The 14,729-nt window shown below is 72.3% G+C and carries 10 protein-coding genes; all 10 read left to right on the top strand.

What is annotated here, in order from left to right; translation table 11 throughout:
• The first annotated feature begins 11 nt into the window (after window positions 1–11).
• The 10 genes from ACR9Y5_RS14890 to ACR9Y5_RS14845 all read left to right on the top strand — a co-directional run bounded on the left by ACR9Y5_RS14890 (window position 12) and on the right by ACR9Y5_RS14845 (window position 14,620).
• Window positions 12–1,373, top strand: a complete 1,362-nt coding sequence (locus ACR9Y5_RS14890; protein WP_481298673.1) for an acyl-CoA thioesterase/bile acid-CoA:amino acid N-acyltransferase family protein — start codon at window positions 12–14, stop codon at window positions 1,371–1,373.
• A complete protein-coding gene (locus tag ACR9Y5_RS14885; protein ID WP_481298672.1) occupies window positions 1,370–2,671 on the top strand; it encodes an acyl-CoA thioesterase/bile acid-CoA:amino acid N-acyltransferase family protein in 1,302 nt (433 codons plus the stop codon). The genes ACR9Y5_RS14890 and ACR9Y5_RS14885 overlap by 4 nt, the downstream gene beginning before the upstream one ends.
• Window positions 2,668–3,900 carry an acyl-CoA thioesterase/BAAT N-terminal domain-containing protein gene (locus tag ACR9Y5_RS14880; protein ID WP_481298671.1) on the top strand — a complete coding sequence of 411 codons (1,233 nt, stop codon included), beginning with the start codon at window positions 2,668–2,670 and terminating at the stop codon, window positions 3,898–3,900. The genes ACR9Y5_RS14885 and ACR9Y5_RS14880 overlap by 4 nt, the downstream gene beginning before the upstream one ends.
• Before the next feature lie 47 nt (window positions 3,901–3,947).
• Window positions 3,948–6,782 (top strand): DNA polymerase III subunit gamma and tau, encoded by a 2,835-nt coding sequence (locus ACR9Y5_RS14875; protein WP_481298670.1) that lies wholly within the window; start codon window positions 3,948–3,950, stop codon window positions 6,780–6,782.
• Window positions 6,783–6,785: 3 nt separating this feature from the next.
• On the top strand, window positions 6,786–7,382 hold the full coding sequence (gene recR, locus ACR9Y5_RS14870) for a recombination mediator RecR (RefSeq protein ID WP_481298669.1): 597 nt from the start codon (window positions 6,786–6,788) through the stop codon (window positions 7,380–7,382).
• Between the two features lie 168 nt (window positions 7,383–7,550).
• Window positions 7,551–8,837 (top strand): aspartate kinase, encoded by a 1,287-nt coding sequence (locus ACR9Y5_RS14865; RefSeq protein WP_481298668.1) that lies wholly within the window; start codon window positions 7,551–7,553, stop codon window positions 8,835–8,837.
• 91 nt (window positions 8,838–8,928) lie between these two features.
• Window positions 8,929–10,014 (top strand): aspartate-semialdehyde dehydrogenase, encoded by a 1,086-nt coding sequence (locus ACR9Y5_RS14860; protein ID WP_481298667.1) that lies wholly within the window; start codon window positions 8,929–8,931, stop codon window positions 10,012–10,014.
• Window positions 10,015–10,111: 97 nt separating this feature from the next.
• Window positions 10,112–11,587 carry a malate:quinone oxidoreductase gene (locus ACR9Y5_RS14855; protein WP_481298666.1) on the top strand — a complete coding sequence of 492 codons (1,476 nt, stop codon included), beginning with the start codon at window positions 10,112–10,114 and terminating at the stop codon, window positions 11,585–11,587.
• 255 nt (window positions 11,588–11,842) lie between these two features.
• Window positions 11,843–13,456, top strand: coding sequence for an ABC-F family ATP-binding cassette domain-containing protein (locus ACR9Y5_RS14850; RefSeq protein ID WP_481298665.1), 1,614 nt, complete (start codon window positions 11,843–11,845; stop codon window positions 13,454–13,456).
• 27 nt (window positions 13,457–13,483) lie between these two features.
• A complete protein-coding gene (locus ACR9Y5_RS14845) occupies window positions 13,484–14,620 on the top strand; it encodes an Rv2578c family radical SAM protein (protein ID WP_481298664.1) in 1,137 nt (378 codons plus the stop codon).
• Window positions 14,621–14,729 lie beyond the last annotated feature (109 nt).

Raw genomic sequence — 14,729 nt, 5'->3', positions numbered from 1 at the left:
AGGAGCGTGCGATGCGGCGACGACGCGGCGAGGGGGGGATGCAGCAGGTGCTGCAGCGGCTCCGTCGCGCGCACCGCGGCTCACTCCGTGCGACTTTCGCGGCGCTGGTCGCGGTCCCGCTCCTCGTCGTCTCGGCGCTCACGGGATGCACGACTCCCGCCAGCGGCGCCGGAGCCCACTTCGTCACGCCGCCGCTCGTGCGGTACAGCTCGGTGCTCTGGCCGGTGCCGCTCCAGCTGGTCGGGGCGGAGCCCGGCGCCCGTCTGCGGCTGACCGCACGGCTGGCCACCTCGCACGGCACGTGGACCTCGGCGGCGACCTACACCGTCCCGCCGACCGGGACGCTCGACCTCGCCCGGGCCAGGCCGCAGTTCGCCCCGTTCACCGAGCCCGACTCCGCCGGCCTGTTCTGGTCGCTGCGGGGGCCGCGGATCCCGGCCGACGACGCCGCCCGGCAGTGGATGCTCGACACCCTCCACCTCACGCTCACCGCCTCCGACGGCGATCGTGTCGTCGCCTCCCGCGGGTTCGAGCTCCAGGGACTGGCCGCCGCCCAGTCGGTGCAGACGCTGTACACGCGCGACCTCCGACCGCTCATCGACCCCCGCCTGCCGCACCAGACCCACGAGGACGTCGCGCTCGGCACCTTCTTCAGCGCCGCGACGCTGGAGCATCCGAAGACTCCGGCCGTGCTCATGTTCGACGACAAGACGCCCGGGGCGTCGGCCGAGTACGCCGCGCCGCTGATGGCGCAGTTCGGTGCGTCGGTGCTCCGCATCCCCGTGACTCCCGCCACCGATGGCATCCGCTCGACGGGCATCATCTCGGCCGCGACCGTCCAGGCCGTCTTCGACTGGCTGGCGCAGCGTCCCGACATCCAGCAGGACCGCGTTTTCCTCTACGGCACCGGGGCGGGCGAGCAGCTGGCGGTCTGGGCCGCGACGCGGTTCCCGTCGCGTGTGCACGGCGTGTTCGTGGCGGCCGGCACGCCCGCACTGCTCTGCCTCCCCGGCTCCCGCGTCGCCCCGGCGTTCGAGACCTCGGCCGGGCTGCCGTGCCTGGGCGACGCCCGCACGGTCGTGCCGTCGGCCGTTCCTCCGCTCGACGGTGTCGACGGCCCGGTCGTGCTGGCCTGCGGGGAGAGCGATCCGGTCCTCCCCAGCGCGTGCGACTGGCAGCGGGTGCTCGCCGCCACGCGTCTTCCCCGTCCGGGCGACACCGTGGTCTACGGTCATGGCGCCGGGCACTCCGTCTCCGTCCCTCCTGGGCTCCCGATCGGTCTGCCGGAGGCAGGCGGACAGCCGACGGAGCGGGCCCGCATCGCGTTCTGGAACGCCGTCGGACGGGCGCTGCTGCAGGCGGAGCTGGGATGACCCGCCGCGGCGTCGCTCGCCTGGTCCGCACCGCCGCCGTGGCGGCCGCGGCCGCTCTCGTGATGTCCGCGTGCAGCGCCGGTGCGGCCGGCGGTGGGGCGCGGTTCGTCTTCAGCCGGAGCGGCGACGCGATCACCGCGCCGGTCGCGATCCAGCTCGCCGGGCTCGAGCCCGGGCATCCGGTCGTGGTGACGGCCAGCGCGCACACGATCACGGGCTGGTACTCGTCGCAGGCCGTCTATTCCGTCCCGCCGGACGGACGCGTCAGGCTGTGGTCGCAGGAGCCGCTCGCCGCGCCGTTCCCCCGCGCGGACGGATCCGGGCTGCTGTGGAGCCTGACCGGCCCGTCCATGAGCCAGCAGCAGCTGGAGGAGCAGTGGGTGTACCGCGGCATGGAGGTGCGGTTCACGGCCGAGCAGGACGGCCATCCTGTCGCGTCGGCGCCCCTGCACCGGGCGGCGCTCGCCGCGGGGACCACCGACCGGGACGTCCTCGGAAGCGACCTCATCGGCTCGGGCGACCCCGCCGCCTCCTCGATCGCTCCGACGGCCCGTGTCGGCGACCTGGTCGAGCCGGTGCCGACGCCCGTCGACCTCCGCCCCGGTGTCATCGTGATCGACGGCGACGACGGGGGAGCGGCGGGACCGTTCGCCGCACGGACGATCGCGTCGGCGGGATTCCCGGTGGTCGTGCTGCCGGCGTTCGTGCCCGAAGGACAGATCCCGGGGTCCGCCGCCCTCTCCGTCGAGACCTTCGATGCGGTCCTGAGCTGGTTCTCGACCCTGCCGACCGTCGACGAGGACCGCATCTTCGTCTACGGTACGGGCCGCGCCTCGTCACTCGCGCTGTGGTTCGCGGCGAACGACCCCGGCCGCATCCACGGCGCGTTCGCGGCGAGCGGCGCCACCGCGCTGCAGTGCACCTCCGCCTCGGGAAGCCCGCTGCTGATCGAGCACGGCCGGGCGCTGCCGTGCGCCAACCCGGAGCGGACCATCGCGGGGACCGACATCCTGCCGCTGAAGCGCATCCCGGGCCCCCTCGTGCTCGCCTGCGGGACGGCGGACCGCCTGCTGCCGACCGCATGCGATTGGACCCGCGCGGGCGAAGCGGCCCGCGGGATCGTGGACGGCGACGCCTTCCTCTACGCGAACGGGGCCGGGCACGACGTCGCCACACCGCCGCTGCTGCCGATCGGGCTGAGCGACCAGTCTCCGGCGGCGGCCCAGGCGACGGAACGCGCCCGCGCGGCGTTCTGGGCCCTGATCGTGGGCAAGCTGGCTGGGGCGATCCGGCAATGAGGGGGCGCGCAGCGGTCGTCCTCGCGGCCCTCGGGATGGTGCTCGGTGCCCTGGTGGGATGCGGGCAGGCGCCCGCCGCCGTCGGTCCCCGCTTCCAGATCAGCGAGGAGCCCAGCGGCGTCTGGCAGCCGATCCACGTGCGCGTCGTGGCCCTGCCGCCCGGCGCTCGGGTGACGGTGCGCGCGGCGGCGCAGGTCGGCGGCGACTGGACGTCGCAGGCGACGTACCTCGTCCCCGCCTCGGGGATCGTCGACCTCGACACCGAGGCGCCGGTCGAGGCGCCGTTCGCAGGCGCGGACGGGATGGGCCTGTTCTGGTCGCTCGGCACCGCCTCCGGAGCGTCGGCGACGTCGTCGCAGCAGTGGGGCGGCGCCAGTCTGTCGATCGACCTCGACGCCCTCGTCGACGGCCGGCGTGTCGCGGCGCGCCGCATCCACCGCGTCGGCCTCACCTCCGTCGCACCGTCGCGGGCGGTGTTCGACGACGGCATCACGGGCGACTTCTTCCAGCCGCGCACCTCGTCCCCCGCGCCGCGGCCGGCGGTGCTGGTGCTCGACGGAACGGACCCCGGCGCCCCGACCGGCGTGCTCGCGGCATCCACGTTGGCCGCGATGGGCTATCCGGCGCTCGCCTTCTCGACCTACGGGTCGGCGGGGGAGCTGAACGTCGTCCGCACCCTGCCCGCGGAGCGTGTGGTGGCGGCGCTCAACTGGCTGCGGTCGCAGCCGGGCGTCGACGGGCGGCGGGTGTCGGTCTTCGGCACGTCCCGCGGGGCGCAGCTGGCGTTGTGGACCGCGGTGGCCCATCCCGAGCTCGTCTACGGAGCGATCGCCCCCGCCGGGACCACCGGCCTGGTGTGCCCGTCGCCGGTGCCGGGACCGGCCGTCACCGTCGGCGGCGCGTGGGTGCCGTGCGTGAGCGGCACGCGGGACCCGACGGCGGCCTCGGTGCTCGATCTCACGCGCATCCGCGGACCGGTCGTGCTCGGCTGCGCCGGGCAGGACGAGCAGCTCGACGACGCGTGCCGGTGGATGGACGCGGCGGCCGAGGTGCGGCCGCCGCACGGCGGCGACGCCTACGTGCGGGCCCCGGATGCGACCCACCTGTTCTACGTGCCGCCGTACACCCCGCTGTACCTGCCTCCGCCGCCTGCGGCGCAGGCGACGGAGGACGCCCGCGTGACGCTGTGGTCGGCCATCGCGCGGGCCCTCGATGTGCGCGGTCCCTGAGCGTCCGCTCCCACCCGAATGTCGGCGGCGCCAAGTAGCATGAGTGAGTGGTAACCGCCCTGTATCGCCGCTATCGGCCCGACACCTTCGCCGAGATGATCGGCCAGTCCCAGGTGACGGAGCCGCTGATGACCGCGCTGCGCACCAACCGGGTCAACCACGCCTATCTCTTCTCCGGTCCGCGCGGCTGCGGCAAGACGACGTCGGCCCGCATCCTGGCCCGCTGCCTCAACTGCGCCGAGGGCCCGACCGACACCCCGTGCGGAAAGTGCGCGAGCTGCATCGAGCTCAGCCGCGACGGCGGAGGCTCGCTCGACGTCGTCGAGATCGACGCGGCCAGCCACAACGGCGTCGACGACGCGCGCGACATCCGCGAGCGGGCGATCTTCGCCCCCGCCCGCGACCGCTACAAGATCTTCATCCTCGACGAGGCTCACATGGTCACGCCGCAGGGTTTCAACGCCCTGCTCAAGATCGTGGAGGAGCCGCCGGAGCACGTGAAGTTCATTTTCGCGACCACGGAGCCCGAGAAGGTGATCGGCACCATCCGGTCCCGCACCCACCACTACCCGTTCCGGCTGGTGCCGCCCGCGCAGATGCTCGAGTACGTGCAGAGCCTCTGCGACAGCGAGGGCATGACGGTCGCGCCGGGCGTCCTGCCGCTGGTCGTCCGCGCGGGCGGCGGCTCGCCCCGCGACACGCTGTCCCTGCTCGACCAGCTGATGGCGGGCTCGGAGGGCAGCGCGATCGAGTACGAGCGCGCGGTCGCCCTCCTCGGCTACACCCACGCCGCCCTGCTCGACGAGGTCATCGACGCGATCGCGGCACGGGATGCCGCCGGCGCGTTCGCGGCGGTCGACCGGGTCATCCAGACGGGACAGGACCCGCGGCGCTTCGTCGAAGACCTGCTCGAGCGGCTGCGCGACCTCATCGTGGTGGCGGCGACCAGCGTCGAAGGGGCCGCGGCGGTGCTGCGCGGCGTCCCGCAGGACGAGCTCGACCGGATGGGCGTGCAGGCCATGAAGTTCGGCGCTGCCGAGCTGAGCCGTTCGGCCGACATCGTCAACGCCGCCCTCACGGAGATGACCGGCGCGACGTCGCCGCGCCTCCACCTCGAACTCATGATCGCCCGCGTGCTCGTCCCGTCGAGCGACGAGAGCGAGCGCGGCGCGCTGGCCCGCGTCGAGCGGCTGGAGCGCCGGGTCGGCGTCAGCGACGCGGTCGGCGCCGAGCGGGCCGCGAGCGACGACCGCGCCTCGCGGTCGGGTGCGACCGCTGAGCGGACGGCCCCAGAGCGGACGGCCCCAGAGCGGACGGCCCCAGAGCGGACGGCCCCGGAGCGGACGGCCCCAGAGCGGACGGCCCCGGAGCGGTCGGCCCCAGAGCGGTCGGGCCCTGCGCAGACGCCTCCTCCGCGGACGGCCTCGGCGCCGGCCCCGGAGCGTCCGGCCGCCGCACCCTCGGCTGCGCCAGCACCGTCCGCCTCCACCGGGGCGCCCGAGCGTGCGAGCTCACCTGCGCCCGCACCGGCCGCCGCGCCCGCGGGCGATTCGACGAGGGCCGAGATCCCGGCCGCACCGGTGGCCGGCGGCGCAGACAGCGCGCGGCCCGACTCGGCACACGATGCCGAGCCCGCACCGGCAACGGAGGTCGCCCGCGCCGCAGAGGCCGCACGCGCCGTTGCTGCGCCGATCGGGCCGGTGACCACGCAGCAGGTCAAGGACTCCTGGCCGCAGATTCTCGACGCCGTCCAGAAGGCCAAGCGCAGCGCGTGGATGGTCGTCTTCACCGCCCAGGTCCGCTCGCTCAACGACGACGTGCTCACCCTGTCCTTCCCGAGCGACAACGACGTCCAGAGCTTCCGCCAGCCCGACGCGGGCGGCGCGCCCGGCGTCAGCGAGTACCTGCGCCAGGCGATCGTCGACGTGCTCGGCATCCGCGTCAAGTTCATCGCGCGTGCCGACTCGGCCCCGGGGTCCGGCGGGTCGCCGCGTCCCTCGGCCGGCGCGCCCTCCGCTCCGGCCGCAGACACCTGGCCGGGGGCCGACGCCGGCGCGCCGGCATCGGCGGGTTCGTCGCCGGCCGCATCCGCGGCTGCCGCACCGTCGGCCACCGCACCGTCGGCCACCGCACCGTCGGCCACCGCCCCTGCCGCAGCCGCGTCCTCGCCGGGCGCGCCCGCGCCGGCCGGAGCCGCTCGTGCCGCGTCCGGTTCCGCCCCGTCGCGCGGTGCCGATCGCGCCGCCGCTGCGCCCGCAACCCCCGTCACCACCGCGGCGGAGGCTTCCGTCGTCACCGAGTGGGCGACGGTCGCCATCCCGTCGTCGGCGGCCGCCGACGAAGCGCGGGCCACCATCGCCACCACCGCGGCCGTGGTGACGCTCGAGCGTCCGGCGCCGGCCGCGGCTTCCGCCGTTTCGAAGGCACCGGCGCCCGCCGCCGGACCGACCCCCGCTCCGTCCTCCGACGAGCCGTCCTCCGACGAGCCGCCCTCCGACGAGCCGCCCTTCGACGAGCCGCCCTTCGACGAGCCGCCCTTCGACGACGTACCGCCCCCGGAGACCGAGCCGCCGTTCGAACCGCCGGTGCCGGAAGAGCCCACCGGTGACTGGGCCGCCGCCCCGTCGCCGGGCGCGACGCCGGCCGCCGGTCCGGCCGTTGCGCCGCCGGCCGCGTCCCCCTCGGCTCCGGCGGCGCCGTCCTCTGCCGACCGCTCCCCGGCGGCCGCGCGCGGCGGCCGCCCGGCCTCCGCGCCGGCCGCAGGCTCGCGCACCCCGACCTTCCAGCAGCCGCAGCGCTACGGCGAGGCGGTGGTGCGCGAGATCCTCGGCGCCACCTTCATCGAGGAGCAGCCCGCGCCTCCGACCCCGGGAATGAGGTAACCGGTGTACGAAGGCATCGTCCAGGAGCTGATCGACGAGCTCGGGCGGCTGCCGGGCATCGGCCCGAAGTCCGCCCAGCGCATCGCGTTCCACATCCTGCAGACCCAGACGTTCGACGTCACCCGGCTGGCGGAGGTGCTGCTCGAGGTGCGCGACAAGGTCCGCTTCTGCGAGATCTGCGGCAACGTGTCCGAGCAGGAGACCTGCTCCATCTGCCGCGACCCGCGCCGCACGCCGACGCTGATCTGCGTCGTGGAGGAGGCGAAGGACGTCGTCGCGATCGAGCGCACCCGCGAGTTCCGCGGGCTCTACCACGTGCTCGGCGGTGCGATCAGCCCGATCGACGGCGTCGGACCGGACGATCTCCGCATCCGCCAGCTCATGCAGCGCCTGGCCGACGGCACGGTTCAGGAGGTCATCATCGCGACCGACCCGAACCTCGAGGGCGAAGCGACCGCCACCTACCTCAGCCGACTGCTCACCACGCTCGAGATCCGGGTCACCCGCCTCGCCTCCGGCCTGCCCGTCGGCGGAGACCTCGAGTACGCCGACGAGGTCACCCTCGGCCGCGCCTTCGAGGGCCGCCGCCAGGTCTCCTGACCCCGCCCACCACCCGGTTCCACGATTTGGCACAAACCTTTCCCGGCTTCGGCCGCGAAACGGCGCATTTTCGTCCACAGAGGACAGGCTGTCCACAGGCGCTGTCACATAAGGGAAGCGACATATCGCGGCCGGTAGGATGGGAAACCCGTGAGTTCAGGAGTGTCTGTGGCCCTCATCGTCCAGAAGTTCGGCGGATCGTCCGTCGCGACCGCTGAGAGCATCAAGCGCGTCGCGAAGCGCATCGTCGAGACGCGCAAGGCGGGCAACGAGGTCGTCGTGGCAGTCTCGGCCATGGGCGACACCACCGACGAGCTCATCGATCTGGCGCACGAGGTCACCCCGATCCCCGCCCCGCGGGAACTCGACATGCTCCTCACCGCGGGGGAGCGCATCTCCATGGCGCTGCTCGCGATGGCCATCAAGAGCATGGGCTACGACGCCCGCTCGTTCACCGGCAGCCAGGCCGGCATGATCACCGACGCCCAGCACGGCTCCGCTCGCATCGTCGACGTCACGCCCGGCCGCATCCAGGATGCGCTGAGCGAGGGCGCCATCGCGATCGTCGCCGGCTTCCAGGGCTTCAGCCGCGAATCCCGCGACATCACGACCCTCGGCCGCGGCGGGTCCGACACGACCGCGGTCGCCCTCGCTGCCGCCCTCCACGCGGAGGTGTGCGAGATCTACACCGACGTCGACGGGGTCTTCACCTCCGACCCGCGCCAGGTTCCGCTCGCCCGAAAGATCGACCGCATCACCAGCGAGGAGATGCTCGAGCTCGCCGCCGCCGGCGCCAAGGTGCTGCACATCCGCGCCGTGGAGTACGCGCGACGCCACAACGTGACGCTCCACGTGCGCTCCTCGTTCTCGAACAAAGAGGGCACCTACGTCCTCAACGAAGCAGCGGCGGCCGAAGCCGCCAAGAAGGATGGAACCGTGGAAGAGCCCATCATCTCCGGCGTCGCCACCGACCTGAGCGAGGCCAAGATCACCGTCGTCGGCGTGCCGGACGTGCCCGGCAAGGCCGCGCAGATCTTCAAGATCGTGGCGAAGGCCAACGCCAACGTCGACATGATCGTGCAGAACGTCTCCGCCGCAGCCACCAGCCTCACCGACATCTCCTTCACGCTGCCGAAGTCGGAGGGCCAGCGTGTGCTCACCGCCCTCACGGGCGAGCGCGACGAGGTCGGTTACCAGTCGCTCCAGTACGACGACCAGATCGGCAAGCTGGCCCTGGTCGGCGCCGGGATGCGCACCAACTCCGGGGTCTCGGCCAAGCTGTTCGAAGCGTTGTACGACGCCGGCATCAACATCGAGATGATCTCCACCAGCGAGATCCGCATCTCGGTCGTGACGCGCGCCGACACGGTCGCCGAGGCCGCCCGCGTCGTCCACACAGCCTTCGGCCTCGACGGGGACGAGAAGGCCATCGTCTACGCCGGCACCGGCCGCTGAAGACAACAAGACGACCACCGCAGATCCACCCGGAGGGAATAGCCGCGCCGACCGCGGCATTGACTTCCACAAACGACCCGAAGGGGCTGACATGAGCGAGTTCACCGATACCGACAGCACGGGCTTCGACGTCGCCGTCGTCGGCGCGACCGGCCAGGTGGGCGCGGTCATGCGCCGCCTGCTGGAGGAGCGCGACTTCCCGGTGAAGAGCATCCGCTTCTTCGCCTCGTCCCGCTCGGCCGGCACGACGCTGCCGTTCAAGGGCCAGGAGATCACCGTCGAGGATGTCGCCACCGCCGACGTCTCCGGCATCGACATCGCCCTGTTCTCCGCCGGCGCCACCGGATCGAAGGCCCACGCCCCGCGCTTCGCGGAGGCCGGCGCGATCGTGATCGACAACTCGAGCGGCTGGCGGATGGACCCGGATGTGCCGCTCGTCGTCTCCGAGGTGAACCCCGACGCCATCGCCGAGGCGCGCAAGGGCATCATCGCCAACCCCAACTGCACCACGATGGCGGCAATGCCCGTGCTGAAGCCCCTGCACGACGAGGCCGGGCTGACCCGTCTCGTGGTGAGCACCTACCAGGCCGTCTCCGGCTCAGGTCTGGCCGGTGCCGAGGAGCTGGCGGAGCAGGCCCGCGCGGCCGTCTCCGACGAGCACCTGCTCGACCTGGTGCACGACGGCTCCGCCGTGACGATGCCCGACCCGGTCAAATACGTGCGTCCGATCGCGTTCGACGTCATCCCGCTCGCCGGCTCCATCGTAGACGACGGCCTGAACGAGACCGACGAGGAGAAGAAGCTCCGCAACGAGTCGCGCAAGATCCTCGGCGTGCCGGAGCTCCTGGTCAGCGGCACGTGCGTGCGCGTCCCCGTGTTCACCGGCCACTCGCTGTCGATCAACGCCGAGTTCGCCCGGCCGATCAGCCCGGAGCGCGTCGCGGAGCTGCTCGCCGACGCCCCCGGCGTGCAGCTGACCGACGTGCCGACCCCCCTCCAGGCCGCCGGCAGCGACCCGAGCTTCGTGGGCCGCATCCGTGCCGACGAGGGCGCTCCGGACGGACGCGGCATCGCGCTGTTCGTCAGCAACGACAACCTGCGCAAGGGTGCGGCGCTCAACGCCGTCCAGATCGCGGAACTCGTCGCCGAGCGCCTCGGCAACCCCGTCACGGTCTGATTCGGGGGCACGTCCGCGAGGCCCCGATGTCTCGATATCGAGAGATCGGGAGCCCGAGCGGGGGAGACCCGGCGCGCCCGCATCATAGGATTGACGGGTGAGCAATTCTCCCATCGACGTCGTCCTGATCGGCGGCGGCATCATGAGTGCCACGCTGGGGGCCATGATCCAGCGCGTGCAGCCCGACTGGAGCATCCGGATCTACGAGCGTCTGGGCGAAGTGGCCCAGGAATCGTCGAACCCGTGGAACAACGCCGGCACCGGCCACGCCGCCCTCTGCGAGCTCAACTACATGCCCGAGGCATCCGACGGCACCGTCGACCCGGCCAAGGCGATCAGCATCAACGAGCAGTTCCAGCTCAGCAGGCAGTTCTGGGCGAGCCTGGTCGCGGCCGGCGACCTGCCTGAGCCGAACACGTTCATCAACTCGACCCCGCACATGACGTTCGTGCGCGGCCGCGACAACGTGCGCTACCTGCGCAAGCGCTACGAGGCCCTCAAGAACCAGCCGCTGTTCGCCGGCATGGAGTACTCGGAGGACCCGGCCGTGATCGGCCGGTGGACCCCGCTGCTGACCAAGAAGCGCAGCACGAAGCAGCGCATCGCGGCCACCCGCCAGACGTCGGGCACCGACGTCGACTTCGGCGCCCTCACGCGCGCGCTCATCGACAACCTCGTCGAGAACGGCGCAGAGCTGGCGCTCAACCACAGCGTCCGCAGCATCACGCGCACCAAGGACGGCCTGTGGCGCCTCCGCGTGCGCCACGACGTCGGCCGCACCTCGCACGTGGCCACGGCCCGCTTCGTGTTCGTCGGCGCGGGCGGCGGTGCCCTGCACCTGCTGCAGAAGTCAGGCATCCCCGAGATCAAGGGCTTCGGCGGGTTCCCGATCTCCGGTCAGTTCCTGCGCACCACCGACCCGAAGATCGTGGCGCAGCATCAGGCCAAGGTGTACGGCAAGGCCGCGGTCGGCGCTCCTCCGATGTCCGTTCCGCACCTCGACACGCGCGTGGTCGACGGGCAGGCCTCGTTGCTCTTCGGCCCGTACGCCGGGTTCAGCCCGAAGTTCCTGAAGACCGGATCGTGGTTCGATCTGCCCGGGTCCGTCCGTCCCAGCAACCTCGGCCCCATGCTGGCCGTCGCTCGCGACAACTTCGATCTCATCAAGTACCTGGTCGGCGAGCTCCTCGCTTCCCGGGCCAAGAAGCTCAAGGCGCTGCAGGAGTTCATGCCGACGGCCGACGGCAAGGACTGGGAGCTGATCACCGCGGGCCAGCGCGTGCAGGTGATGAAGAAGGACCAGAAGAAGGGCGGCGTGCTCCAGTTCGGCACGGAGGTCGTCGCCGCGGAGGACGGGTCGATCGCGGGCCTGCTCGGCGCCTCGCCGGGCGCATCCACCGCCGTGCCGATCATGGTCGACCTGCTCAAGCACTGCTTCCCGGACCGGTTCGCGGGATGGCTCCCCACCATCAAGGAGCTCATCCCCACCGTCGGCGCGACGCTGAACGACCGTCCCGAGGAGGCGCAGCGCGTTCTGGCCACGACGGCCGAGACGCTGCACCTGCAGCAGTAGCAGTCGGCGCGGCCGGCACCGCCTGCCGGCCGGCGCCTGCCGGTGCTGGACACGGGCGCGGGCGACCTGTTATGGTCGTCCACGCTATGAAGTGAGAACCTCCTGACGTCCCGCGCCCGAGGCGCCGTCGATGTGAGTGAGGACCAATCGTTCTAGCGCTGCCCGGTCAGGCACCTGGGCGCTCCAGCGCACCTCACGACGGAGATCGCCCGGCGGGAACCTGCTCCTGATGGAGCGCCCGGAAAGGCGGTTCCCATGCCAACCATCACCCTCGCACCACTGCGCGCCGACGGCGTCTCCGTCGTCTACGGCGCACGGCGGGTGCTCACCGACGTGTCGCTCACCGTCGCGCCCGGCCATCGGCTCGGCCTGATCGGAGAGAACGGAGCGGGCAAGTCGACCCTGCTGCGTGTGCTCTCCGGGAGCGAGACCTCCGACAGTGGCGCGCTGTCGCGCCCCGAGCGGACCGGCTTCCTCTGGCAGGAGGTCCGGTTCGAGCCCGGGGCCACGCTGGCCGCGCTGCTCGAGCACGCCCTGTCCGAGGTCCGCGCCATCGAGCGCGAGCTCGAGCAGTCGGCGGTCGCACTCGGCGGCGGCGACCCGTCGTCCGCCGCGCGGTACGACGCCGCACTGGTGGCCGCCGAGCGGGCGGAGATCTGGAGCGTGGATGCCCGGCGCGACGAGCTGCTCGCCGGTCTCGGTGTCGGCGACATCCCGCTGGCCCGGCGGCTCGAGGAGGTCTCGGGCGGCCAGCGCAGCCGGTTCGCCTTGGCGGCTCTGCTGCTCGGCCGGCCGGACGCCCTCCTGCTCGACGAGCCGACCAACCATCTGGACGACGAGGCCGCCTCCTTCCTGGAGCGTCAGCTGAAGGGATGGGCGGGGCCGGTGGTCTTTGCCAGCCACGACCGTGCGTTCCTCGACGCGGTCGCGACCGGCCTGCTCGATCTCGACCCCGCGCGCAGCGGGACCACCGTGTTCGGCGGCGGGTACAGCGCGTACCTGGCCGAGAAGGCGGCCGAGCGGGCGCGGTGGGAGAAGCAGTTCGCGGACGAGCAGCTCGAGCTGAAGGAGTTGAAGCACGCCGTCGACGTCACCGCGCGATCCATCGCCTGGTCCGGCAAGGTGCGCGACAACGACAAGTTCGTGAAGTCGGTGAAGGGCAACGCGCTCGATCGTCAGATCAGTCGCCGCATCCGGAATGCCGAGGGCCGGCTGGACGAACTGCGCGCGTCGCAGATCCGCAAGCCTCCCGCACCGCTGGCCTTCGGGGGGATCCCCTCCGGGGTCCAGGCGCTGGGCGACGATGCGGGGCTGCTGGTGCAGGCGCGCGACGTGCGCATCCCGGGCCGGCTGAGCATTCCTGAGTTCTCCGTGCCGGGGGATGCGCGCATCCTCGTCACAGGGTCGAACGGAGCAGGGAAGTCGACGCTGCTCTCGGTGCTGGCCGGACGGCTGGAGCCCGGGTCGGGGTCGGTGCAGCGCCGCCGGGGGCTGCGCATCGGACTGCTGGAACAGGACGTGCGCTTCGCGGATCCTGCGGCGTCTCCCCGCCGGATCTACGAGACCGCGGTGGGGGAGCGGCGCGCGGAGACCGTGCCGCTCACCTCGCTCGGCCTCATCGCGCCGCGCGACGCCGACCGTCCGGTCGGCGCCCTGTCGGTGGGCCAGCAGCGCCGGCTCGCGCTCGCGCTGATCGTCGCCCGCCCGCCGCACCTGTTCCTGCTCGACGAGCCGACCAACCACCTGTCGCTCTCCCTCGCCACCGAGCTGGAGGAGGCGCTGGGCGCGTATCCCGGGGCGGTCGTGGTGGCCAGCCACGACCGGTGGCTGCGTTCGGGATGGAGGGGTGACGTCCTGCCCCTTGCTTAAGATTCGAACGTATGTTCGAATAGAGCTATGCGTTGGAGTGGTCAGGAGCTGTCGGTCGATGAGCCGTCCGCTCTGCCCGGGCTCGCCCGGCTGAACAATCTGGTGCGCTCGGTGCGCACGCCCGACTTCGCCGGCATCACGTTCCACGAGGTGCTGGCGAAGTCGGCGCTCAACCGCATCCCCGGCGGGGGAGGACCGATGCCGTTCGGCTGGACGATCAACCCCTACCGCGGCTGCTCGCACGCGTGCATGTACTGCTTCGCGCGGCCGACCCACACCTATCTCGACCTGGACTCGGGGAAGGACTTCGACAACGAGATCATCGTGAAGGTCAATGTGGCGGAGGTGCTGCGCAAAGAGCTCTCGAAGCCCAGCTGGGGCCACCATCCGGTCGCGCTCGGCACCAACACCGACCCGTACCAGCGGGCGGAGGGGCGCTACGCGCTCATGCCGGGCATCATCGACGCGCTGGCGGAGAGCGGCACGCCTTTCAGCATCCTGACGAAGGGCTCGTTGCTCCGCCGCGACCTCGACCGGCTCGCCGAGGCCAACCGTCGCGTCCCCGTCGACCTCGCGATGTCGATCGCGGTGTACGACGACGAGCTGCAGCAGTCCGTCGAGCCCGGCACGCCGACCACGAAGGCGCGCCTCGCGACGGTGACGGCGGTGCGCGAGCACGGACTGGACTGCGGGGTGTTCCTCATGCCGATCATCCCGTACCTGACCGACACGCGCGCCCATCTCGACGAAGCGCTGCGGCAGGCGAAGGAGGCAGGGGCCACGTCCGTCCTGTATTCGGCACTGCACCTGAAGCCGGGCGTCAAGGAGTGGTTCTACCTCTGGCTCGGTCGCGAGCATCCCGAACTGCTTCCGAGGTATCGGCAGATGTATGGGCGGGGCACCTACGCGCCGCAGGAGTACCGGAAGTGGCTGGCGGCACGCATCAAGCCGCTGATCCGGTCGTACGGCCTCGAGCGCGGCCGAGAGGATCCTCTGACGGGCGGCGTGCGGTCGAGTGCGCTCGGGATGCTGCGCGACGACGAGGGCGAGCGGCAACTCGTCGGCTCGGCGGTGCGAGCGGGAGGTGCGGCCGAGGCTCCGGACGCGGCGTCGGTGGTGTCCGCATCCTTGACGGGGCTGGGGGTGCAACCGACGCTGTTCTGATCGCCGCGTGGTGCTGCGTGGCCGTGCGTGGCCGTGCGTGGGCGCGGGGTACAGGCCGCGGGGTACACACCCACGGGCCGGGGTGCCATAATCCCGGAGGGACCGAGGC

It is taken from the genome of Leifsonia sp. KNZ13-11D (genome assembly GCF_056754895.1).
This window is presented reverse-complemented; position numbering and strand designations above follow the sequence as displayed.

Bases quoted from the DNA above. Each gene is read 5' to 3' on its own strand.
- ACR9Y5_RS14845 (WP_481298664.1), top strand. From the start codon at position 13,484: ATGCGTTGGAGTGGTCAGGAGCTGTCGGTCGATGAGCCGTCCGCTCTG.
- ACR9Y5_RS14890 (WP_481298673.1), top strand. From the start codon at position 12: ATGCGGCGACGACGCGGCGAGGGGGGGATGCAGCAGGTGCTGCAGCGG.
- ACR9Y5_RS14860 (WP_481298667.1), top strand. From the start codon at position 8,929: ATGAGCGAGTTCACCGATACCGACAGCACGGGCTTCGACGTCGCCGTC.
- ACR9Y5_RS14850 (WP_481298665.1), top strand. From the start codon at position 11,843: ATGCCAACCATCACCCTCGCACCACTGCGCGCCGACGGCGTCTCCGTC.
- ACR9Y5_RS14880 (WP_481298671.1), top strand. From the start codon at position 2,668: ATGAGGGGGCGCGCAGCGGTCGTCCTCGCGGCCCTCGGGATGGTGCTC.
- ACR9Y5_RS14885 (WP_481298672.1), top strand. From the start codon at position 1,370: ATGACCCGCCGCGGCGTCGCTCGCCTGGTCCGCACCGCCGCCGTGGCG.